This window comes from Kitasatospora sp. NBC_01266, assembly GCF_036242395.1.
Taxonomy (GTDB): Bacteria; Actinomycetota; Actinomycetes; order Streptomycetales; family Streptomycetaceae; genus Kitasatospora.
Genome location: NZ_CP108458.1, coordinates 4909750 through 4931959 on the forward strand (window position 1 = coordinate 4909750; position 22210 = coordinate 4931959).

Annotated in this window: 15 protein-coding genes and 1 tRNA gene; 7 read left to right on the plus strand and 9 right to left on the minus strand. The window is 73.0% G+C overall.

The annotated features are described in order from the left end of the window. Positions 1-178: 178 nt before the first annotated feature. Complete coding sequence (locus OG403_RS21595; RefSeq protein ID WP_329566847.1) at positions 179-1984, plus strand: D-alanyl-D-alanine carboxypeptidase family protein; 1806 nt, start codon at positions 179-181, stop codon at positions 1982-1984. 65 nt (positions 1985-2049) lie between these two features. Here the strand turns inward: OG403_RS21595 and OG403_RS21600 are convergent, their stop codons facing one another. From OG403_RS21600 to OG403_RS21610, 3 genes are all read right to left on the minus strand, one after another. Further along, positions 2050-2820, minus strand: a complete 771-nt coding sequence (locus tag OG403_RS21600) for a polyprenol monophosphomannose synthase (protein WP_329566848.1) — start codon at positions 2818-2820, stop codon at positions 2050-2052. 398 nt (positions 2821-3218) lie between these two features. Further along, positions 3219-3380: a hypothetical protein gene (locus OG403_RS21605; protein WP_329566850.1), complete on the minus strand. Its 162-nt coding sequence runs from the start codon at positions 3378-3380 to the stop codon at positions 3219-3221. 72 nt (positions 3381-3452) lie between these two features. Beyond that, on the minus strand, positions 3453-4487 hold the full coding sequence (locus OG403_RS21610) for a substrate-binding domain-containing protein (protein WP_329566852.1): 1035 nt from the start codon (positions 4485-4487) through the stop codon (positions 3453-3455). A 144-nt stretch (positions 4488-4631) separates the two neighbouring features. Here OG403_RS21610 and OG403_RS21615 point away from each other — a divergent pair, with 144 nt between their 5' ends. Next, the gene (locus tag OG403_RS21615; protein ID WP_329566854.1) at positions 4632-5312 is read left to right on the plus strand and encodes a rhomboid-like protein; all 681 of its coding nucleotides are present in this window, start codon (positions 4632-4634) and stop codon (positions 5310-5312) included. Between the two features lie 52 nt (positions 5313-5364). Beyond that, positions 5365-7524, plus strand: coding sequence for a tetratricopeptide repeat protein (locus OG403_RS21620; RefSeq protein ID WP_329566856.1), 2160 nt, complete (start codon positions 5365-5367; stop codon positions 7522-7524). Positions 7525-7576: 52 nt separating this feature from the next. On the opposite strand, the gene OG403_RS21625 is transcribed toward OG403_RS21620, so the two are convergent. After that, positions 7577-9184, minus strand: a complete 1608-nt coding sequence (locus OG403_RS21625) for a hypothetical protein (protein WP_329566857.1) — start codon at positions 9182-9184, stop codon at positions 7577-7579. Between the two features lie 251 nt (positions 9185-9435). On the opposite strand from OG403_RS21625, the gene OG403_RS21630 reads away from it, so the two are divergent. Then, positions 9436-9508 (plus strand) — tRNA-Arg (locus OG403_RS21630). Positions 9509-9613: 105 nt separating this feature from the next. On the opposite strand, the gene OG403_RS21635 is transcribed toward OG403_RS21630, so the two are convergent. Both OG403_RS21635 and OG403_RS21640 read right to left on the minus strand, forming a co-directional pair. Then, positions 9614-10945: a glycoside hydrolase family 18 protein gene (locus OG403_RS21635; RefSeq protein WP_329566859.1), complete on the minus strand. Its 1332-nt coding sequence runs from the start codon at positions 10943-10945 to the stop codon at positions 9614-9616. A gap of 218 nt (positions 10946-11163) precedes the next feature. Further along, the gene (locus OG403_RS21640) at positions 11164-12525 is read right to left on the minus strand and encodes an LCP family protein (protein WP_329566861.1); all 1362 of its coding nucleotides are present in this window, start codon (positions 12523-12525) and stop codon (positions 11164-11166) included. A 420-nt stretch (positions 12526-12945) separates the two neighbouring features. On the opposite strand from OG403_RS21640, the gene pcaB reads away from it, so the two are divergent. Then, the gene (pcaB, locus tag OG403_RS21645) at positions 12946-14376 is read left to right on the plus strand and encodes a 3-carboxy-cis,cis-muconate cycloisomerase (protein WP_329566863.1); all 1431 of its coding nucleotides are present in this window, start codon (positions 12946-12948) and stop codon (positions 14374-14376) included. A 202-nt stretch (positions 14377-14578) separates the two neighbouring features. Beyond that, positions 14579-16198 (plus strand): PucR family transcriptional regulator, encoded by a 1620-nt coding sequence (locus OG403_RS21650; RefSeq protein ID WP_329566865.1) that lies wholly within the window; start codon positions 14579-14581, stop codon positions 16196-16198. Positions 16199-16211: 13 nt separating this feature from the next. Here the strand turns inward: OG403_RS21650 and OG403_RS21655 are convergent, their stop codons facing one another. From OG403_RS21655 to OG403_RS21665, 3 genes are all read right to left on the minus strand, one after another. Continuing rightward, entirely contained in the window at positions 16212-17084 is an 873-nt protein-coding gene (locus OG403_RS21655; RefSeq protein ID WP_329566867.1) for a carbon-nitrogen hydrolase family protein, read from the minus strand. A gap of 59 nt (positions 17085-17143) precedes the next feature. Beyond that, the gene (gene murJ, locus OG403_RS21660) at positions 17144-19543 is read right to left on the minus strand and encodes a murein biosynthesis integral membrane protein MurJ (RefSeq protein WP_329566869.1); all 2400 of its coding nucleotides are present in this window, start codon (positions 19541-19543) and stop codon (positions 17144-17146) included. 410 nt (positions 19544-19953) lie between these two features. Then, positions 19954-20826, minus strand: a complete 873-nt coding sequence (locus OG403_RS21665; protein WP_329566871.1) for a phosphatase PAP2 family protein — start codon at positions 20824-20826, stop codon at positions 19954-19956. Positions 20827-21200: 374 nt separating this feature from the next. Between OG403_RS21665 and OG403_RS21670 the strand changes: the two genes are divergently transcribed. Beyond that, a complete protein-coding gene (locus OG403_RS21670) occupies positions 21201-22187 on the plus strand; it encodes a sigma-70 family RNA polymerase sigma factor (protein WP_442910950.1) in 987 nt (328 codons plus the stop codon). Positions 22188-22210 lie beyond the last annotated feature (23 nt).

A 22210-nucleotide genomic window follows, 5' to 3' on the forward strand; every position in this document is an offset into this window, starting at 1 on the left:
GGCCGAGAGGGTGACGTCTGTGCCCGAGACGAGCCGGTTGCGCGGAATAACCGCCGGTCGGACAGGGTGTGGCGGGATGCGAACGAGCCGTGGTGGCGGAGACTGTACAGGTCGGACCCGCGGCGGTGGAACCCCCGCGACGCATGAACAGAGGCTGCGAAAGAGGAGGTCGGGACACGTGGGCGACGCCCCGGAGAAGGTGCAGGACGGGGAGCGGGAGCAGCCCGAGGCCGACGCGGCGCCACCGGAGGCGGCGGGCACGGAGGTCAAGGGCGGGCCGACTGTCCAGCTGCGTGTCCGGGATGCGGACATGAAGACCACCTTCCTGCGGCTGCCCGAGCCCGAACCGGCCGAAGCGGTCGACGAGATGGCGCAGAAGCCGCAGGCAGTCGATCCGCGTCTCGCCATGCGGACGGAGCAGGAGGCCGCGGCGGACGAGCCGGTAGCCGCTGAGCCGGTCGCTGATGAGGCGGTCACTGATGAGCCGGTTGCCGACGCGGCGTCAGCCGACCGGCCGCCGGCGGCCGAGTCGGCGCCCGAGCCCGAGCCGACCCCCGAACCGGAGCCGGAGCTGGAGCTGGAGCCGGTCCCCGCAGTGTCGGCGGTCGCCGCCGCGCCGCCGATGCCGTCCGCGCCGCCTGTGCCGCCCGTACCGGCGTCCGCCTTCGAGCCGCTCCCGGCCGCGCCGGTGCCCGAGCAGGGCGAGGAGGCGGTGGCGGGCCTCACCGCTCTCGGCGCGTCCCCGCGCACCGCGCCGCGTGTCACGGCGCGCGGCCTGCTCAAGCGGGCCGTCGTCGGTGCGCTGCTGGCCGGTGTGCTGGCCGGCGGCGTCGGGGTGGCCCAGCTGCTGCGCCCGCTGCCCGCTCCCCAGGTGAAGCTGACGGCCGCCACCTCCTACACCTTCGGCGGCGACCCGCTGGCGCTGCCCTGGCCGGCCAAGGGCCAGGCGGCCGCCGAGGTGGTGGGTCTGGGCAGCCTCGGCAGCTCGGGTCCCAAGGACACCCCGGTCCCGATCGCCAGTGTCACCAAGGTGATGAACGCCTACCTGATCCTGCAGGCCCACCCGCTGGCCAAGGGCCAGTCCGGCCCGTTGATCACCGTGGACCAGGCCGCCGCCCAGGAGTCCAACGACCCCGACCAGTCCACCGCCAAGGTGGTCGCGGGCCAGCAGATCAGCGAGTACGAGGCGCTGGAGATGCTGATGCTGCCCAGCGCCAACAACATCGCCCGGCTGCTGGCCCGCTGGGACTCGGGGTCGGAGGAGGCGTTCGTCAAGAAGATGAACGACCAGGCCGCGAAGTTCGGCATGACGAGGACCAGCTACGCGGACTCGGCCGGCTACAGCGACAGCACCAAGAGCACCGCGCAGGACCAGCTGAAGCTGGCCGAGGTGGTGATGCGCGACGGCATCTTCCGGCAGATCGTCGCCGAACCGGACGCCACCATCGCCGGCACCAAGATCTCCAACACCAACTACCTGCTCAACCACAACGGCGTGATCGGCACCAAGACCGGTTCCAGCACCCCGGCCGGCAGCTGCCTGATGTGGGCGGCGACCAAGGAGATCGGCGGCACCCAGCAGCTGCTGCTCGGGGTGACCCTGGGCCAGCCGCCGACCGCCACCGACAACATCCTCAAGGCCGCGCAGACCGCCAGCTCGAAGATCATCACTGCCGGGCAGTCGGCGCTGACCGGCCAGACCCTGGCCAAGCAGGGCGAGGTGGTCGGCTACCTGGACGACGGCCTGGGCGGCCGGCTGCCGGTGGTGGCGACCAAGGACGTCACGGTGCCCGGCTTCACCGGCACCTCGAGCACCCTCAGGCTGACCGCGGCGCCCGGTGGCATCGGCCACAGCGCGCCGGCCGGCACCGTGGTCGGCACGCTGACCGCCGGCGACGGCCCGGGACAGCTCCAGGTCCCGGTGGCGCTCCAGCACGACCTGGCCCCGCCGTCGATCGCCGCCCGGCTGACCCGGCTGCACTGACCGGCCGCAGCAACGCGCGAAGGCCCGTACGTCGAGACGTACGGGCCTTCGCGCGCGGGCCGCTACTACTTCTTCTTGTCCTGGCCGGTGAGCTTCGCCAACCGGGCCTGGACGCCCCAGACGGTGACCCGCCAGAGCGCCTCGAAGACGATGTTGCGGCTCATCTTGGAGGCGCCGTGCTCGCGCTCGACGAAGGTGATCGGCACCTCGGCGACCTTGAAGCCGCCGCGCACCGAGCGGAACGCCAGGTCGACCTGGAAGCAGTAGCCGGCCGAGGCGACCTCGTCCATGCCCAGGCCGAGCAGCGTCTCCTTGCGGAACGCGCGGTAGCCGCCGGTGACGTCGCGGATCGGCACCCCGAGCATCAGGCGCGAGTAGGTCGAGCCGCCGCGCGAGAGGAACAGGCGGGACTTGGGCCAGTTGACCACCTTGCCGCCCGGCACCCAGCGCGAGCCCAGCACCAGGTCGGAGCCGCGCAGCGCGGTCAGCAGCCGGTAGAGCTCCTCGGGCTGGTGCGAGCCGTCGGCGTCCATCTCGACCAGGACGTCGTAGCCGTTGTCGATGCCCCAGCGGAAACCGGCCAGGTAGGCGGCGCCGAGGCCCTCCTTGCCCTTGCGGTGCAGGACGCGGACGTTGCCGTCCTGCTCGGCGATCTTGTCGGCGATCTCGCCGGTGCCGTCGGGGCTGTTGTCATCGGCGACGAGGACGTGCACCTCGGGCACGGCGGTCCGGACCCGGGAGACGATCCGTTCGACGTTCTCGGCCTCGTTGTAGGTCGGAATGATGACCAGCACCTTGCCGAGGTCGGCGAAGGAGTGCTCCTGGGGCGCAGTCACGTACGAGCCTTTCGGGTTGCGCCGCATCCACCGTGGATTGCGGCGTTCACGTGGTGTGGGAACCGCCCCAAGGGCCCGGCGCTGGTCCGCCGGGAATGTCTGGCACGGGGTTCCTCACCAGTGCCGATGGTAGCGACCTCCGGGCGCGGTTCGTGGCCGCCGGCCTGCCGCCGGCCCGCTGCGGGCCCGCCCCGGGACGCGCCGCGGGCCCGCCGGGCACCGCTGAACAGTGCGTCGGTCCAGCGGGGCGGGGACCTGGCGACCTGTTGCTCGCGGGGGCGCGGGCGGGGTCAAAGCTGCTGGCGGTTCATCGGAAAACCACCCTTTCGTGACTCCCCGCGACCGTTCCGAGCGGAGCGCGCAGGTCCGCCGGCCTCGGCAGGTGATCACCCGTCAGATCAGTTCGCCGGTCGGCGCCGGCCTTCGGCCTGGCCGGCCTGCGGGTCCGCGCTCTGCTCCTGGGCCAGCGAGTCCTTGAGGCCGTTCAGCAGCAGGACGAAGTTCTCCAGATCACCGGGCTGGCACCACTCGGGCGGGGTTGTCGTGCTCGTCTCGTTCATCCGGGCGAGGCTAGCCAGCGGCGATCAACAATCGATAAGCGACGCGCCCGGGGCAGCGGAGCCGACCGGGCGTCAGGAGCACGTGACCCCGGCGGACTGCCAGCTGCCGGCGTCCACCATGGCGGCCGTGGTGAGCGACTCGGCCGGGAAGTCCTTGCCGCTGCGCAGCCGGTCGACCATGGTCTGCACGGCGAGCGCGCCGACGTCCTTGCCGTTCAGGAAGAGCGCGGCCCGCATGCCGGACGGCCCGCCGCCGGCCCAGTCCTGGCAGGCCAGGTAGGCGCCGAGGCCCACGCCGATCACGTCGTCCGGGTGGACCCCGGCCTGCTTCAGCGCGGTGATGCCGCCCTGCACGTTCTCGTCGTTGCAGCCCCAGACCACCCAGTGCTTCACGCCGGGGTTGTCGGCGACGGTGGCGGCCACCTGCTGCTGCGCGCCGGCGACGGTGTTGTCGGTCCCCACGTCGAGCACCCGAAGCTGTCCGGCGGCGTTGGAGAAGGCCTCGTCGGCGGCGTTGACCCGGTCGCCGCAGACCGAGACGTCCGGCTGCCAGGCCGAGATGATCCGGGTGTCGGCCACCGTCCAGCCGGCCCGCTGGTACTCCTGGGCCGCCCGCTGCCCCACCGCCGAGCCCAACTGCTCGCTGCTGAAGCCGACTCGGGGCACCAGGTCCTGGTGCGCGCAGGCCGTCGGATCGGTGGACACGCCGCACAGCTGGTCGTCGGAGGAGAGCAGGGCGACCTTGCCGTCCTTGGCCGTCTGCACCACCAGCGGGCCCACCGAGGGGTCCGGTGCCACCACGATCACCCCCTGGCTCTTCGCGGCGATCGCGGCCTGCAGCGCGGTGACCGTCCGGTCGGTGTCGGTGCCCAGGTCGACCATGGTGAGCCGGACGCCCAACTGGGCGGCCTTGGCCTTGGCGCCGGCCGCCTCGTCCTTGAAGTACTGCTGGTCGCCCTGCTTCTGCAGGTAGGTGAGGGAGATCTGCCCGGTCACCTTGGGTATGCCCGTGCCGCCGCCGCAGCCTGTCAGGCAGCCGGTCAGGCCGAGTGCGATCGACAGGGCCAGAGCGCCGGTGCGGACACGGGTGCGGCGGGTAGCGGGCATGGTGGCTCCGAGCAGTAGGTAATCCATCAAAAACACACAGGCTCAAACGTAATGTGACATATCAGAGACCGGTGAATGGCATCCCGTCAAGAGTCAGGGCGTGGCGGGATTCCGGCCCGGGCGCCCAACGCCCAGACTGGGGCGATGGGTCACCGAGTCGGCAGGCTGCTCCGCGGATGCTGGGCCTACATCTGCAGCGCCCCAGGTACGTACATCTGGTTGCTGATCCTCTTCGCGACCTCGGTCGCACTGGGACACGTCTCGCCGCACGCGGAGCACCGCATCCTGGAGCGGCGCTCCACCAACCTGCACTACCTGGCGACGGACCCGGTCCGGGTGCTGATCACCAGCGCCTTCTACATCGCGGGCGGCGGCTGGTTCTTCTACTTCGTGCTCTACAACATCTTCCACGTGCCCGCCGAGCGCTGGCTGGGCACCGCCCGCTGGCTCGCCGTGGTGACCATCGCGCACGTGGGCGCCACCTACCTGAGCGAGGGAGTGCTGTACTGGGCGATCGAGCACGGGAACGCCCCCGAACGGGCCAGGTACACCCTCGACTACGGCGTCAGCTACGCCCTGGCCGGCGTCGAGGCGGTGCTCGTCTACCTGCTCGTCCGGCCTTGGCGCTACGTCTACCTGGCCGGGCTGCTGCTCTTCTACGGCATCGGCATGGTGAGCGAGCTGAACTTCACCAGCATCGGCCACTTCAGCGCCGTGCTGCTGGGCCTGGCCTGCTACCCGCTGACCCGCGCCCGTCCCAAGAGCTTCGACCCGATGACCCTGCTGCCCGCCCGTTTCCGCCCCCGGCGGTGGGCCGGCACGTAGGGTGGTGCCAGCGGGGTCGCGGCGGGACGGCAGACGGCGGAAGGGGCGGCGGATGACACCGCAGGACGGGACGGGCGGCCCGGGACCCGGGGTGAGCAACTCGGTCACCGGCGGCCGGATCGAGCAACTCGTCCAGGCGCGCCAGGTCACCGTCAACTTCCCTGCCCCGCAACGGGAATCCGTCACACCACGGCAGATCCAGCCGCTGCGCCGGGCCTTTGTCAACCGGTCGGTCGAACTGGCCGCGCTCACCGAGGTGCTGACCGCGGTCGGGCACGGTCCCGGGCCGTCGATCGTCGCCTTCACCGGCCTCGGCGGGGTCGGCAAGACCGAGCTGATCGCCCAGTGGGCCGCGCGCGAGCGGGAGCAGTTCCCGGACGGTGACCTCTACGCCGACCTGGCGGCGATCCGGCACGAGGGCGCGGTCGACCTCGGCGAGGTGCTCGGCCGCTTCCTGCGCGCGCTGCAGGTCGAGAAGGAGTACATCCCGGACACGGTGGCCGAGCGCGGCGCGCTCTTCCGCAGCATCACCAAGGGCCGTCGGCTGCTGGTCTTCCTGGACAACGTGGAGCAGCCGGCCGAGGTCCGGGCGCTGCTGCCCGGCGACGGCCTGGTGGTGGTGGCCGGCCGCCGGCGCCTGGAGCACCTGGCACTGGACGGCGCGCAGGTGCTCACCGTGCCGCCGCTGACCACCGGGGCCGGCAGCGAGCTGGTCCGCACCTGGCTGGGGGCCGGGCGCGGGACGGCGGAGGAGGTGGCCGAGCTGGTCACCCGGTGCGGCGGGATGCCGCTGGCGTTGAACGCGGTCGGCTCCCAGCTGATCGGGCGCCGGCAGCTGACGGTCCGCCGGGTGATGGCGGCGCTGGCCGACCGGCCGCGCCAGGACGGGGTGGACGACGCGCTCGAAGCGGTCTACGCCGGGCTGCCCGAACCGGCCCGCGGGCTCTACCACCTGATCGGCGTGCTGCCCGGGGCCCGGTTCACCCGTGAACTCCTCCAGGTCGTCGCCGGCGGTCCGGCGGGCGGAGCGGGCGGACCGGACGAGCCGGACGAGCCGGACGGCATGGTCGATCCGGCCGATCCGGTTGATCCCGCGCTGGACGACCTGCTGGCGGCACACCTGATCGACGAACTGCCGGTGGCGGGCGAGGCGCCGGAGGATCCGGCGGAGGACCGGTTCGGCTGCCACGACCTGGTCCGCCGGCACGCCGCCCGCCGGGCCGCCGAGGCGCTGGGCGCGGCGCGGATCGCGGCGGTGCAGCACCGCCTGCTCGACTACTACCTGCACCGCACCGCCCTGGCCGACCGCTCCTTCGGCGAGCGCTTCCGCCTCCAGGAGCCGCCTGCCACCGGCCTGTTGACGGACCGTGCGCCGGACCTGGACTGGCTGGAGCGGGAGAGCGCGACCATCCTGGTGCTGCTCCGCGCGGCTGCCGCACAGGGCCGGCACGGTGCCGTCTGGCGGCTGTGCGAGTCGCTCTGGCCGCTCTACCACGGCCGCAAGCTCTACGCGGACTGGATCGAGGCGCACGAACTGGGCGTCGAGGCGGCCCGCTGGGACGCCCGCCCGGACGCGGAGATCCGGATGCGCAACCAGCTGGCCCGGGCCCACTACGAGCTCGGCGACCACGAACTGGCCGCCCGGCAGCTCGCGTTGGCCGGCGAGCTGCTGCCGTTGGTGAGCGACTCGCGGCTGGCCGGGATGCTGCGCGAGTCGCAGGGCCTGCTCTGCCTGGCGCAGGGCCGCACCGAAGCGGCGGTGGCGATGTTCACCGAGGCCCGGGAGGCGAACGCCGGCGACACGCACGGCATCGTGGTGCAGAGCTACAACCTGGCCCAGGCGCTCCTCGCGGTGGCCGGCCCGGCGGAGCCCGCGGCGGCATCCGAGGAGGCGCTTGCGGCGGCACTCGCGGAGGCCGACCGGGCCGCCGAGCTGGCCGAGCGGACCGACGACCAGGTGATGATCATGCGGCTGGGCGTGCTGCGCGGGCGGATCCACCAGGCGCTGGGTGATCCGGACACCGCGATCGCGCGGCTGACCGCGGCCGCCGACCTGGCGCTGCGGCTCGGCCACCGGTTCAAGGCGGACCAGGCGCTGGAGCTGCTGGCCGCGCTGGCCGAGCGGGTGGGCGACACCGAGCTGGCCCGGACCAGCCGGGAGCGGATCCGCGCCCTGCGCGACGCCGCTGGGGTGCTGCCCGGCGAGGCCTGAGACCGGGCAGCACCCCGGGCTCACGGGCTCACGGGCTCACGGACTCACGGACTCACGGGCGGGCGGTGAACCGCACCCGGACCCGTGCCCCGGCCTCGATCACCAACTCGCCGCCCGCCAGGTCCCGCGGCCCGCGCACCGCCACCGCGGCCCCCAGCAGCACCGGGTCCAGCGGCACGCTCGCCGTCCCCCAGGGGCGCACCGCCCGCGCCTGGAGGACCAGTCCGGAGCGCAGCCGCACCAGGTGGCGGTCCTCGTCGAGGGCGGCCACCGCGATGGCCAGGCCCGGCAGTTGACCGGCCACCCGGTCCAGCCAGACCAGTGGCTCCGGCTCGGCCCTGGGCTCGGTGCGCGCGATCACCTCGGCGACCTGGCGGCGGCGCAGGCTCGCCTCGGTGGTCACGGCGTAGAAGCCGCGGGCCGCCAGGTGGTCGGGGCCCACCGGGTAGCGGCGGATCCGCACCCCGTCGGCGGTGGCCTCGCCGACCACGTCGTAGGCACTCACCCGGGCCAGGTCGGGCGGGGCCGGGTCGGGATAGGGCGCGGACCGCGCCTCCTCCTCGGGCTCCTGGACGTCCGCCAGGAACGAGTAGAACAGCTCGCGCAGGATCCGGGCCGAGCGGCCGCGCTCGCCCAGCGAGCGCTGGGCGAGCGTCAGCGGGGCGGTCGCCGCGGCGTCCTGCTGCCCGGTCGCGTGCCGCTCGGCGGCCCGGTGCAGCTGCGGTTCCAAGGGGCGGTCCGGGTCCAGCGCGGGGGTGCCGCGCCCGAAGGCGTAGCTGGGGGAGTCCGGGGCCAGCTCGGCCTCGCCGGTGGCGGCCAGCAGGGTGACCCGGTCCAGCGCGGCCCCGTAGAGCGAGACCGAGCCGTGGTCGCCGACCACCCAGTCGGCCGCGACCAGCGCCGCCTGCCACCCGTTCTGCGGTGGCACCACCAGCAGCCCGGCCGCCACCGCCTCGCGCAGCAGGTCCTGCGGGTTGTGCCGGGACCAGATGTTGGGGTGCAGCACGACGGCCACCGCGTACTCGTCCACCGGCAGTTCGCGCACCAGCCGCAGCGGCAGGTCGGGACAGCGGCCGAGCAGCGAGTGCTCGCTCCAGGTCGAGCTGACCACCACCAGCCGCCGCCCGCCGGTCGCGCCGAGCAGCCGCCGGTACCGGTCGCGTTCGGTCAGGCTGGCCTGCAGCCGGTCGAAGCACGGGTCGCCCACCACCCGGGCCAGCGGCAGCGCCTGCGGGCAGGACCGGCGCAGCCGTTCGAGCTGCTCCTCGTGCGAGAGCCCGATCACCGCCGGCACCACCCGCCCGCGCCAGGTCAGTTCCTGCCGGGAGAGCCCGGCCGGTGACACGTCGTCACCGGTGGTCGGGCGCACCAGCCGGTTGTACCCGGCGCCGTGCGGCAGCACCACCAGCGGCGCCCGCAGCCGGCGCATCGAGCTGTGCACCGTGCAGGCCACCGCCAGATCGAACTCGCGCCGGACCGCCTCGGCCCAGCCGAGCGCGGTGATCCCGTCGAGCGACTCCAGGTAGGCGTCCAGCCCGGCGGTGAAGGCCGAGCCCGGATTCACCGTGACGTAGAGCTCGATCCCGTCCCGGGCGCGCAGCAGCGGCAGCACGTCCATCACCCGGGTCGCCGAGGTCAGGGTGCGGACCACCGCGAGCACGCGCGCCTTCGTCGGCCGGGTGTCCCACCGGTCCTCATCGGCCCGCCTGGACTCCAGCAGGCGGGACAGCAGCCCGAACAGCGTGACACCTCCCGACCGACCTGCGGCACGACGCGCGCCCTCAAGATCGTAGTCAACGCGCGGCCCCGGGGGCCGCCCCTCGCCGCCGCGCCCCCGGCAGACGTCCCAAACCTCAGCACCTGCCCCGCCCTCGATCCGGTACTCTGTGGATCGAGCGTCGGACACGTCCGGCCCCAGTAGCTCAGGGGATAGAGCACAGCTCTCCTAAAGCTGGTGTCGCAGGTTCGAATCCTGCCTGGGGCACAGTGCGCACGCGGCAGCAGGCCCCCTCGGAAGAGACCGAGGGGGCCTGCTGCGTTCGGAGTTCGGGAGTTCGGGAGTTCGGGCGGGGTGCCGCGGGGGCGGTGGTCAGCGGCCGTTGAGGCTCTCGCCGAGGGCGGCGGTCAGGCTGCCGTCGCTGGTGTCGCCGTCCAGGGACCAGACGAAGGTGCCGCGCAGGTTGTTGGCGCGGATGTACTGGCCTTTGATCCAGACCGAGGCCGGGTCGTCGTAGGTCGAGAAGGTGCCGCTGGCCGGGTCGTACTTGTAGGGCTCGGCGGCCAGCGGGTCCCAGTAGGTCTTGCCGGGGGCGGTGACCACCTGGTTGTAGTCCGGGGTGCCGGCCACGCCCGCGATGGCGGGCTGGAAGAGGCCGTCGCCGTTCGGGCCGGGGGCGACACCGGTCCACTCGTGGGCGTAGTAGGGGATGGCCAGGCCGATCTGCTCGGGGCGCACGCCCTGGTTCTCGTAGTACTGGACGGCCTGGTCGACGCTGTACCGGTCGTTGGCCGGGTTGGGGTCGCGCGGGTCCTGGAACAGCGCGGAGGAGAGGTCGGTGGGCCCGGTCGCCTCCCAACTGCCGTGGTAGTCGAAGGTCATCACGTTGAACCAGTCGACCACCTTGGCGACCTTGCGCAGCTCCAGCTTGGCGGCGAACTCCGGGTTGGCCGAGGTGTTCGCGGTGAGCAGGTAGTGCTTGCCGCCGGCGGCGCCGGCCTGGGTCTCCTGCTGCCGGAACTCCTGCATCAGCGCGGTGTAGTCCGGGGTGTCCTGCGGGCCGTACGGGTTGCCGTTGCCGGGCTCGCCCGGGTACTCCCAGTCGACGGCGAACCCGTCGAAGATGCCGGCCGCCGCGCCGGCGGGCAGGCCCGGCAGGTCCCCCTTGAGGTACTGGTCCACGCAGGAGGCGACGAACTTCTGCCGGCCGGCCGCGGTCGAGGCGAGCTGGGAGAACTGGCCGGACCAGGACCAGCCGCCGATCGACATCACGATCTTCAACTTGGGGTACTTCGCCTTGAGTTCGCGCAGCTGGTTGAAGTTGCCGAGCAGCGCCTGGCCCGCCTGGTCGGCCGCTCCGCTGACCGACTCGGTGGCGGAGAACGGGCGCTGGTAGTCGGCCCAGCTGTCGCCGCTGCCGCACAGGCCGTCCGCCGTGACGTCGCTGAACCCGTAGTCCAGCTCGGTGAGGTGGTTGATCTCACCGGTGGTGATCAGGTTCTTCTCCATGAAGCCGGAGTAGATGCCCCATTGGGTGAAGTAGCCGGTCAGCTCCTTCTGGCCGCCCGGGCCGCCGCCCCCGTGGGCGGGCGCGGCACTGGCGGGGGCCGCGCCCAGCAGGGCGAAGGCGCAGGTGGCGGCCGCGCCGGTGACGGCGGCTCGGCGGATGGTTCTGCGAACGGCGGTGCGGCGGATCGCTGGCATGGACTCTCCTCGGCGGGCGCCGCGAGCGGGAGCGGCGGTGGGGGACGCGGGAGGTGCAGGGAGGCGTGACGGACCTATTGGCATAGACCAATGAGAGGGAAGGTATAGTCCGCCGCCCGCCGGGTCAATGGCCGCGATCCACCGCCGGACGGCTCTCCTGACGGCCGGTCAGCGCCGGGTGTCGGGGGCGCGGCGGCGCGGGTGCGGGTGTGGGTGCGTCAGTTGACGCAGGGGACGCCGCCCTGGACGGCCGGGCCGGCGTAGCTGTCGCCGGGGGAGGGAGCGGAGCCGTCGGGCGTGGCGGGTGCGGACGGCGTGGACGGCGTGGACGGCGTGGACGGCGTGGACGGCGTCGACGAGGTGGCCGGGGCGGTCGGGCCGGGCGACGTCGTGCCCGTCGTACCCGTCGTGCCCGACGCGGCCGCCGTGGGGTCGACGCCGCTGATGGCCTGCCGCACCATCGCCTGGATCTTCGCCACGTTCACCAGGTTGACGTCCCCGTCGCTCGCCAGCGTGGCGTAGCCCTCCATCGGCAGCGTGTTGAACTCGACGTTCCCGCCGGTCAGGTTGGTCGCCTGCTGGGCGAAGTCCAGGATGTCCCAGTTGTCGTCGATCACCAGGTCCTGCTTCACCGCGTCCAGCAGCCCCTGCATCCTGCCCAGGTCGCCGAACGCCCCTTCCTGCTCCAGCTTGTTGGTGACCGAGGCGAGGAAGGCCTGCTGGCGGTGGGTCCGGTCGAAGTCCCCGTTCGGCAGGTTGTGCCGCTGGCGCACGAAGGCCAGCGCCATCGAGGCGTCCAGCTGGTTGAGCCCCTGGTGCCCGACGAAGCCCGAGCCGCCGCCGGGCGTGCTGGCGGTCCGGGCGATGGTCGGGTCGCTGACGTCCTTCGTGAGGCAGACGGTGATCGGCCCGAGCGCCTGGGCGACGTCGTAGAAGCCCTTCAGGTTCAGCTCGGCGAAGTGGTCGATCGGCACGTCGAGGAACTTCTGCACCGTCAGCAGGGTGGCCGCGCGGCCCGCGTCGCGGCCCCGGTGCTCCAGGTCCGCGCCCGAGTACTGCTTGGAGAGCTGCTCCTCGGCGTAGTACTTGGCCAGGTCGTAGGCTTCCTTGATCTTGTGCTTGCCGAGCGGGTGGCCGCCGGGCACGTTGACCAGGTCGACGTAGTCGTCGCGGGGGATCGAGAAGGCCTCGACCTTCCCGCCGTTCGCCGGGATGTGCATCAGGATCAGGGTGTTGGTGTTGTAGCCGCCGATGTCGCTGCTGCCGGCGTTCAGCTGGTCCTGGACGAACTGCTTGGGCAGGTCGTTGCCGTTCTGGTCCTTGCGGCTGTCCAGGCCGATCAGCAGGATGTTGACCGACTTGTCCAGCCGTGGCGGGGCGGACACGGCCGCCTGCTGCGGGGCCTGCTGGGCGGCCTGCTGCACCATCTCGATCGCGTTCGAGGTGGTCATCCCGGCGGTCAGGTCGTGGTACGTGTACCAGGAGAACCCGCACGCCGCCAGGACCGAGAACGAGACGGCGCAGGCCACCGTGCGTCCCGCGATCCGCAGCACCGAGCCGCCGCTGCCCGCACTCGCCATCTTTCCCCCACCGCCGTGATCACCCGCATGTGCCTCTCCTTGGACGCGCGAAACGGCGGAAAGGGCGCACGAGTTCGAACAGTGTGGCCAAGATCACACAACTGTGCGCAGTGGGAGCGTCAACTCCCTGCCACTGGGCCGAGTTGAATGGGCGAGTTGGACAAGCCGAGTTGGACAAGCCGAGTTGGACGAGCCGAGTTGGACGAGCCGAGTTGGACGAGCCGAGTTGGACGAGCCGAGTTGGACGAGCCGAGTTGGACGAGCCGAGTTGGACGAGCCGAGTTGGACGAGCCGAGTTGGACGAGCCGAGTTGGGTGGGCCGAGTTGGGTGGGCCGAGTTGGACGAGCCGAGTTGGGTGGGCCGGGTCGGCCCACCGGCCGCTCTGGTCATGACTGCCCTTCTGCCGCGGAGAACACGCCATGGACACCAGCGCCGACGCCACTCCGGCCGCCGGGATCGACCTCGACTCCGGCCTGCTCTCGCCCGTGCGGGCCGGCACACCCGTGGAGCCGGTGACCGGCGACCGGGCCTGGCTGCAGGCGATGCTGGACGCCGAGGCGGGGCTGGCCCGGGCGCAGGCCCGGCTCGGCACGGTGCCCTGGGCCGCCGCCGCCGCGATCGGGCGCCTCGCGCAGGCGGAGCGGCTGGACCTGGTGTCGCTGGCCCGGCAGGGGCGGGAGGCCGCCAACCCCGTGGTCGGGCTGGTCCGGGCGCTCACCGCCGTGGTCGCGGCCGAGACGCCGGAGGCCGCCGAGTACGTGCACCGCGGCTCGACCAGCCAGGACGTGCTGGACACCGGCGCGATGCTGGTCGCGCAGCGGGCGATCCGGGTGATCCTGCCCGATCTGGACCGCACGCTCGTCGCCCTCGCCGCGCTGGCCGACGCGCACCGGGACACCGCGATGGCCGGCCGCACCCTGGCGCTGCACGCGGTGCCGACCACCTTCGGGCTCAAGGCGGCCGGCTGGTACGAGCTGGTGCGCACCGCCCGGGAGCGGCTGGCGGCCTTGGCCGAGGGCGGGCTGCCGGTCCAACTCGGCGGTGCGGCAGGAACCTTGGCGGGCTATCTGGAGTACGCGCGGGGCGTCGCCGAGGGTCCGGCGGGCCGGGCCGACTACGCGCGCCGGCTGACCGAGACCTACGCCGCCGAGGTCGGCCTGGCCGTCCCCGTGCTGCCCTGGCACGTGCTGCGCACCCCGATCGCCGACCTGGGTGCCGCCTGCGCGCTGCTGACCGGCGCGCTCGGCAAGATCGCGGTGGACGTGCAGTCGCTGGGTCGCACGGAGGTCGGTGAGCTCGCCGAACCCGCCGTCGCCGGACGCGGTCGCTCCTCCGCGATGCCGCACAAGCGCAACCCGGTGCTGGCCACCCTGATCCGCTCGGCGGCCCTGCAAGTCCCGGTGCTCTCCGCCGGGTTGGCGCAGTGCCTGATCGCCGAGGACGAGCGCTCGGCCGGTGCCTGGCACGCCGAATGGCAACTGCTGCGCGAGTGCCTGCGGTTGGCGGGCGGCGCCGCGCATCTGGCCGCCGAGCTGACCGAGGGGCTGGAGGTGCGACCCGAACGGATGCGCGCCAACCTGGAACTGACGGCAGGTCAGCTGGTCTCGGAGCGGATCGCCGCCGTGCTCGCCCCACTGCTCGGCCGCACCACCGCCCAGGAGCTCCTCAACCAGGCCGCCGCCACCGCCGCCCGCGACGGCCGCACCCTGGGCGAGGTGCTCGGCGGCCTGCCCGAGGTCCGCGCCGAACTCACCGAGGCTGCCCTGGCCGAGCTGCTCGACCCCACCCGCTACACCGGCGTGGCCGCCGCCCTGGCCGTCCGTGCCACCCGCCCCAGCGACCCCGCCTGAATCGGAGCGGATCTGCTGAGGGCGTTCTGCCGCCTGGTCGTCCCAGCCAGTCCACCGTCCGCTCCGCGGATGGTCGACCCATAGGGCTACAGACCCGAGTGCCTGGCATTTACCATGCATCTGCACCTGAATCCCTGGCTGATAAGAGGGCCGGCCGGGTGCGGCGCTCGCCTCCGAGCGCTCGGTACCGAGGAGTGTCGCGGTGATCGTCTCTGATCTCCTGGATGTGGCGGACCTGCGGCTGCGGCTGGCCTGGGGCCCGTCCGAACTGCTGGAGCGGCGGGTCACCGGGGTCACCTCCACGGACCTCCAGGACCCGGCCCGCTACCTGCAGCCCGGCGAACTGGTGCTCTCCGGGCTGGTCTGGTGGCAGCCGGACCACCCCGCCGCCCAGGCCCGCGCGCTGCGCTTCGCCACCTCGCTGCGCAGCGCCGGGGTGGCCGCGCTGCTGGCGGGGGAGGGCACCCATGGCGAGGTGCCGGCGGGGTTGGTCGAGGCGTGCCGGGTGCACGGGATCCCGCTGTTCTCGGTGCCGGCCCGGACGAGCTTCCGGGCGGTGACCGACCGGGTCTACCTGCGGCTCTGGGGCGACCTGCGGGCCCAGTCGGCCGAGGCGGTGGCGGTGCCGGAGGGGGCCCGGCGCGAACTGGTCGAGCTGATGTACGCGGGCGCGCCGGCGGCCGAGGTGCTGGAGCGCGCGGTCTCCCGGCTCGGCTGCGGCCCCTGCTCGCTGGTCACCGCCTCCGGACGCGCCGTCGCCACCTCGGCCGGCGCCGTGGCCCCGGACCCGGAGACCGTCCGGCCCGCCCTGCCCGGCCCCGCCGGTGCTCCCGGCCACGCCCCGGTGGCACTACCGATCGGCAAGGGCGGCGACACACCGTTCGACGGCTGGTACCTCTACCCGCACTCCGCCGGTCCGGGTCAGGCCGCCCTGCTGCACGGACTCGCGGACGTCCTGGCGGTGCTGTGGACCCGCAGCCGTGGCGAGGCCGCCGACCGGCACCGCGCGGCCGGGCGGCTGGCGGGTCTGCTGACCGGCACGGCGCTCGTGCACGCCGCCGAACTGGATGAGGCGCTGGCCTCCTGCGGCCTGCCCGCCGACGGCCCGCTGGTCCCGGTCACCGCCCGGATCGACGGTCTGGACCTGCCCTGGGCGGCGGACGCGCTGGCCGAGGCGCTGCGCTCGGCGCACGGCGAGCTGTCCGGCGACGTGTCGGGCGAGGTGTCGGGCGAGGCGTCGGGCGGGGCGTTCGCGGTCGGTGCCGACGAGAGTGGTGGAGCGGTCGCCGTGGTGGCCGGCCAGGACCCGGCGCGGCTGACGGCCGCCCTGCGCGAGGTCTGGCCCCGGCTGCAGTCCCGGCTGCCCGAGCGCCACCTGCTGCGGCTGGGGGTCGGCCCGCGCGCCCTGCGACCGGCGAGTGAACTGGCAGCCGGCCTGCGCCAGGCCCGGTACGCCCTGGACGCCGCTGCCGCCGACCACCCGCGGGCCTGCTCGGTGGGGGCCAGCGCCGAGTTGGACACCGTGGCCGCCCTGGTCCGCGGCATCCCGGCCGAGGTGGCCGCGGCCTTCCGCCACCGCCTGCTCGACCCGCTCACCGAGCACGACCGCCACACCGGCGGCGCGCTGCTGGGCACCCTGGTCAGCTTCCTCGACCACGACTGCTCCTGGGCCCGGACGGCCGAGGCGCTGCACGTCCACGTGAACACCGTGCACTACCGGATCCGCCGGATCGAGGAGCTGACCGGTCGCGACCTCGGCAGGCTGGACGACCGCCTCGACCTGCGCGCGGCCCTGCTCTGCGCCCCGGCCACGGAGCGGTGACCGGTGACAGGTCTCAGCCCAGCCGCACCCGTGAGCGCGCGCCGGCCGCCGCCGCGTCCCGTCCCTTGATGTCGCTCAGCATCCGCAGGTCCTCCCGCACCTCGCGCAGCCGTGCCGGGTCGAGGTCGACGACCGCGAGCCCGGTCTCCGTCTCGCCCAGCGCGCTGAGCAGCCGCCCGTCGGGGCCCCAGCCGGCGCTGTGCCCGCAGGTGTCCATCCCGCCGGTGTGCCCGATGTGGTTGGCCAGCAGCACGTAGACGGTGTTGTCGATCGCGCGGGCCGGGAACCAGGTGTCGACCTGCTGCCGCCCGCCGCCCCGGCTGAACAGCGCACCGACCAGGTAGGCGTGGCAGCCGTCCAGCGCGGCGGTCCGGGCGTGCTCGGGGAAGCCCGAGTCGTAGCAGACGCCCAGGCCCAGCTGCCAGCCGGCCAGCTCGACCGTGCAACCGGCCGTGCCGGCGGCGAAGACCTCGGGCTCGCTGCCGAACTGGTGCTGCTTGTCGTACCGGGCGGCGAGCACGCCGTCCGGCCCGAAGACCAGCGCGGAGATCCGCAGCACCCCGGCCGCGTCCCGGGTCGCCGCGCCGACCACGGCGGCGGTGCCGCCCGCCCGGCAGGCGGCGGCGATGGGGGCCAGCCGCGGGTCGTCCTCGGTCACGGTGTAGCGGGCCGGATCACTCGCGATCAGCTCGGGCTCGTACCCGGTGAGGAACTTCTCGGCGAACAGCACCAGCCGCACCCCGTCGGCGGCGGCCCGCTCGATCAGGGCGGCGGCCTGGGCCGCATTGGCCTCCACCGCACCCCGGACCACGGGGGCCTGGGCGGTGGCGATCCGCAGCGGGTGGGCGGGCAGCGGGAACGGCTGGGAGGGCCGGGAGGACGTCATGTCCGATCACCCTACCGACGCCTACGCCTGCCGATCCGAGCGCCTGGCGCCGACCGCCCCTACCGCCGCCGGCGCCGACCGTTGCCCGGTTCCGGGGTCTGCGGGTAGGGCAGCCGCAGCCGACGGGCCAGCGGCGCGACGGCCGCGGCGGCGCCGAACGGCTTGGCCAGCACGAAGAGCGAGGCCAGCACGACCACCGAGCCGACACCGAGGCCGAACAGGTTGCCGAAGAACCCGCCACCGAGCATCCCGCCGATCGCACTCGCCAGGAAGTGCCCCACCAGCGCACCGGGCAGGCAGGCCAACACCAGCCCCAGGTGCAGCCCGAAGACGCGGCGGCCCTCCAGGCCGCTGCCCGTCCGGTTGGTGAGCGAGGCGCGCAGCACCCGGGCGCGGGCCTCCGGGTCCTCGGGCGCGGGCGGCAGCGTCCGCAGGCGCTTGGCCAGCGCGCGGCCGGTGATCACCATGTTGACCACGCAGGCCAGCGTCTGCGCGGCCGCCATGCCGACGACCTTCCAGTGCGAACCGAGCATCTCGAACGCGAGGTAGGAGAACAGCACGTTGGTGCCGGCGGCCACCGCGGTCAGCCAGAACGGGGTGCGCGCGTCGCTCATCGCGTAGAAGCCGCGGGCGAGCGCGTACTGCGCGCAGAAGAACGGGATGCCGATCGCGAACGCCAGCAGCGAGTAGCTGATCAGCGAGATGCCCTGGGAGCCGGCCCCGTAGCCGTAGGCGAGACCGCAGATCTGGCCGGCGAACGCGATGAAGAGCATGGTGATCGGAATGATCATCGCCGCCGAGTTCCGCAGCACCCGGGACAGGTCCGCACCGATCTTCGGCAGGTCGCCTTCGTCCGACGCCCGGGCCATCTGCGGCAGGATCGCGGTCACCAGCGAGATGGTGATGACACCCTGCGGGACCACGAAGAGCGCGTAGGCATTGGTGTAGGCCGCGTTGCTGGCACCGGAGTCGATGCTGGTGGTCAGGGCGGTGATCACGGTGGCTGCCACCTGGGTGACCACCACGAGCAGCAGGGCCCAGCTCGCCGCCCGCAGCGGCTGGCCGAGTCCCGCGCCGCGCCAGTCGAAGCGGGGCCGCCAGCGGAACTTGGCCGCCTTGAGCGAGGGCAGCATGCCCAGGGTCTGCACCACCACGCCCAGCGTGGTGCCGATGCCCAGGATCGCCGTCTGCCCCGAGGTCACCTTCCCGGCCGATGCGGCCTGGCCGCCGATCACGGCGTAGAGGCCGAAGACCGCGATCGCGACGATGTTGTTCAGCGCGGGCGCCCACATCATCGCGGCGAACTTGCCACGGGCGTTGAGCACCTGGCCGAGCAGGGTGAACAGACCGTAGAAGAGGATCTCGGGCAGGCAGTACCGGGCGAGCGCGATGGTCAGGTCGCGCTGTGCCCCGTGCCAGTCCGGTGCGTAGATGCTGACCAGGAGCGGCGCGGCGAAGACCGCCACCGCCGTCAGCGCCACCAGGGCCACCGTGCACAGCGTGAGCAGCCGGTCGGTGTAGGCGACGCCGCCGTCCTTGTGGGTCCGCGCGGCCTTCACCAGCTCGGGCACGAAGACCGAGCTGAGCGCACCGCCGATCAGCATGGTGAAGACGATGTTCGGCAGCGTGTTGGCGATGTTGAAGGTCGCCGCCACGTCCTTGACGCCGAGCGCGTAGGCGAGCATCGCGCTGCGCACGAAGCCGAGCGCCCGTGAACCCATCGTGCCGATCGCCATGATCAGCCCGTTGCGGTTGGCCGCCGCCTCCTCGGACGGCGCGGACTGCTGCTCGCCCTCGCTCGGCTCGCGCTGCTGCGGCAGCTGCCCGGGGGCCGGTGGCGCGTACGACTCGATCGCCCGCAGCGACAGCGACATGGTCGGCGGGTCGCCGAAGAGCTGCGGCATCCCGTAGTCGGGCGGCAGCGTGTAGGGCTCGGAGACCACGTACGGCTCCGGCTCCCGGTAGTGGCCGGCGAAATACTGCTCGGGAACGGCCTGCTCGGCGGACTGCTGCCCGGGGACCTGGCCGTAGCCGTCGGGCCCGCCGTACGGCGCCTGCTGCTGCCCGTACGCCTGCTGCCCGTACGACTGCTGCTCGTACGACTGCTGTTCGTACGGCTGCTGGTAGGCGGCCTGCGGCTGCTCGTACGACTGCTGGTAGGGGTCCTGCTGCTGGTACGGGTTCTGCGGGTACTCCTGCGGCTGTCCGTAGCCCTGCTGCTGCCCGTAGTCCTGCGGGGCCTGTCCGTACGCCTGACCCTGTCCGGCGTACTCCTGCCCGGGCGTGCCGTACTCCTGCGGCGCCTGCTGGTACGGGTTCTGCGGGTACCCCTGCTGCTGCCCGTTCTGCTCCGGATCCGGCTGACCCTGCGTCGGCGTCGCCGGGTACGGCTGCGCCGACCCGTACGACTCGGGCGGGCCGTACGAACCGTAGGGCTCGCCCGCCGTGTGCGTGGTCATCGGACCCCCGTCGCTCGGTTCCTGGGCAGGTGCTGCTGCGGGGCTGCCGCAGTGCGAGCGCGGTGCTGCTGGTCGGTGTACGGAGCTGACGCGTGGGCGCGAGTTCCGGACGACCGGCCACCGCCGCGCTCTGTCGTGCTCGGTCCCCCGAACCGGGCATGGGTATGCCCAGCCGAAGCAGTCTGCCCTACTGAGGCACCAGGTGGGGAGTCCGGTGTCATGTGGTGGATCTCTCCGGTGCGTGAACCAGCCGTTTTCGCGGCGGTCCGAGTGTCCGGGAGTGATCGATTTGCCGGTCGATATCGGGCCTTAAGTCCCTGTTTGACCGGACTGGGCACGCACTGGGTGGACTCGGCCGACCCTGCCCGGTTACCTCCCGGGCGATTGACGGACCACTCGTGTGAGGTATCTCACGAGCCGTCAGGAGCCGGGGTGTCGAACCTGTCGTCGAACTCGCCGCCGAAGCCGCGGCCGAGCCGGTCCTGGTGGCCGAACCCCTCGCCCGGAGCCCGTTCCGGGAACGGCACCGCGGGGGCCAGCACGCTCTGCACCCGCGGTCTGGTGCGCCAGTCCACCCGTCGCACATCGCGCGACAACGCACCGGGCCGCCACAGCTCGACCGCCACCGTGGTCCCGCCGAGCACCGCACCCGCCAGGAGCCAGCCGCCGAGCACGTCGCTCGGCCAGTGCACGCCGAGCCCGATCCGGGTGAAGCCGACCAGCACGGTGCCCAGCGCGGCCAGCACGCAGCAGGCGATCCGGGCCGCGCGGTCGGCCCGGGGCCAGACCAGGGCGACCAGGGTGGCCGCGGTGATCGCCGAGGCCATCGCGTGTCCGGAGGGGAAGGCGGCGCCGGCGGCGTGCGCCACCGGGTCGGGCCAGCTCGGCCTGGGCCGGTCGACCAGCACCTTGGCGGCCGCCTCGACGCCCCAGCCCACCAGCGCCTGCGCGGCGGTCCAGCCCGCCAGGGTCCGCGCGCCGATCGCCCAGAGCCAGGCGGCGGCCAGTGCGAGCAGGGTGCGCATCACCAGCGGTCCGCCGAGCGTGCTGGTGGTCTGCAGCGAGGCGGTCCACGCGGTGTGCCGGCCGGCGAAGCCGTGCAGCGCCGCGGCCCAGCCGTGGTCGAGGTGGGCCAGCGGGCCCCAGCCGCCGTCGACCAGGGCGAGCAGCGCCGCGAAGAGCGCGAGGGCGCCGAGCGCGATCGCCGCGTAACGCGGGAGCCCGGTGCGCGGCATGCGCCGCGGGTCCCAGACGGGGCGATCGGGGCTACTGGTCAGGTGCATGGCTGACACCTTCCCAGGGCGACGGGTCGATCCGATCGGAGACGCATCGCGATTTGGCATCTTTTGCGCGGGCCTGGTGCGGGGATCGATCGCGGGCCCCGAGGCGTTGCCGTCATACCGGTCGCCGGCCGTATGCACCGGGCCGTGCTCGACGCAGCGTCGTGGAGCGAGCGCGGAGCGTACGAATTCGGGTTGGGATCGCGCAGCATACTGCATCACCCGAAGAATCTGAGCGACTTGGGAATGTTGTCCGGATTCTGCTCGTTGGATTGTTACGTGCGAGGCCCCCGGGGTCCCGCATGGTGAGGAGGCGTGTCGTCGCCCCAAGCAGACCCTCGAGCCAGACCCGGGCATCCACCAGCAAGGGAGCAAGCATGGCCACCCGTGCCGTCGTTCGCGACAGGGCCGACCGGACTCGTACGGCCCGCCCGACCAACCTCGAGGCCGACCGCGACCTGGTCGGTATGTACCTCGACGAAATCGCCAGGACTCCCCTCCTCGATGCCGCCGAGGAGGTCGAGCTGTCGCTGCGCATCGAAGCCGGCGTCTACGCCCAACACCTGCTGGACGCGGCCGATGACCACGGGGTCGCACTCCCCGGGGGCAGCACCCGCGAGGAGTTGGAGGCGATAGCCGCCGATGCCGAGCGGGCGAAGGACGTCTTCATCCGCTCCAACCTGCGGCTGGTGGTCGCCGTTGCCCGGCGCTACCCGCGCAGCGGGTTGCCGCTGCTCGACCTGATCCAGGAGGGCAACGCCGGCCTGGTCCGCGCGGTGGAGAAGTTCGACTACGCCAAGGGCTTCAAGTTCTCGACCTACGCGACCTGGTGGATCCGCCAGGCGATCACCCGCTCGATCGCCGACCAGTCCCGCACCATCCGGCTGCCCGTCCACCTGGTCGAGGAGCTGGGCCGGATCCGGCGGGTCCAGCGGGAGAAGTCCAAGGAGCTGGGCCGCGAGGCCGAGCCGGCCGAGATCGCGGCCGAGTTGGACACCACCGAGGCCCGGATCAAGGACGTGCTCGACTGGGCCCGCGACCCGGTCAGCCTCAACATGGCGGTGGACGACGAGGGCGAGACCCAGTTCGGCGACCTGGTCGAGGACACCGGCGCGGTCTCCCCGGAGGACGCCGTGATGGTGATGCTCCGCCGCGAGGAGCTGGACGACCTGATCGGCCGCCTCGACGACCGCACCGCCTCGATCATCCGCTCCCGCTACGGCATGGAGGACGGTCGCGAGCGCACCCTGACCGAGGTGGGCAAGCAGCACGGCCTGACCCGCGAGCGGATCCGCCAGATCGAGAAGCACGCCCTGGCGGAGCTGAAGAAGATCGCCGGACACGCCGGTTTCGAAGCCGCCTGACCAGCTGCCTGACCCGGCGTCGC

What these genes read in the sequence shown, in the direction of transcription:
- OG403_RS21605 (WP_329566850.1), bottom strand. Translation starts at nt 3,380, where the DNA reads ATGAACGAGACGAGCACGACAACCCCGCCCGAGTGGTGCCAGCCCGGT.
- OG403_RS21610 (WP_329566852.1), bottom strand. Translation starts at nt 4,487, where the DNA reads ATGCCCGCTACCCGCCGCACCCGTGTCCGCACCGGCGCTCTGGCCCTG.
- OG403_RS21615 (WP_329566854.1), top strand. Translation starts at nt 4,632, where the DNA reads ATGGGTCACCGAGTCGGCAGGCTGCTCCGCGGATGCTGGGCCTACATC.
- OG403_RS21620 (WP_329566856.1), top strand. Translation starts at nt 5,365, where the DNA reads ATGACACCGCAGGACGGGACGGGCGGCCCGGGACCCGGGGTGAGCAAC.
- OG403_RS21635 (WP_329566859.1), bottom strand. Translation starts at nt 10,945, where the DNA reads ATGCCAGCGATCCGCCGCACCGCCGTTCGCAGAACCATCCGCCGAGCC.
- OG403_RS21640 (WP_329566861.1), bottom strand. Translation starts at nt 12,525, where the DNA reads ATGGCGAGTGCGGGCAGCGGCGGCTCGGTGCTGCGGATCGCGGGACGC.
- pcaB (WP_329566863.1), top strand. Translation starts at nt 12,946, where the DNA reads ATGGACACCAGCGCCGACGCCACTCCGGCCGCCGGGATCGACCTCGAC.
- OG403_RS21655 (WP_329566867.1), bottom strand. Translation starts at nt 17,084, where the DNA reads ATGACGTCCTCCCGGCCCTCCCAGCCGTTCCCGCTGCCCGCCCACCCG.
- murJ (WP_329566869.1), bottom strand. Translation starts at nt 19,543, where the DNA reads ATGACCACGCACACGGCGGGCGAGCCCTACGGTTCGTACGGCCCGCCC.
- OG403_RS21665 (WP_329566871.1), bottom strand. Translation starts at nt 20,826, where the DNA reads ATGCACCTGACCAGTAGCCCCGATCGCCCCGTCTGGGACCCGCGGCGC.
- OG403_RS21670 (WP_442910950.1), top strand. Translation starts at nt 21,201, where the DNA reads ATGGCCACCCGTGCCGTCGTTCGCGACAGGGCCGACCGGACTCGTACG.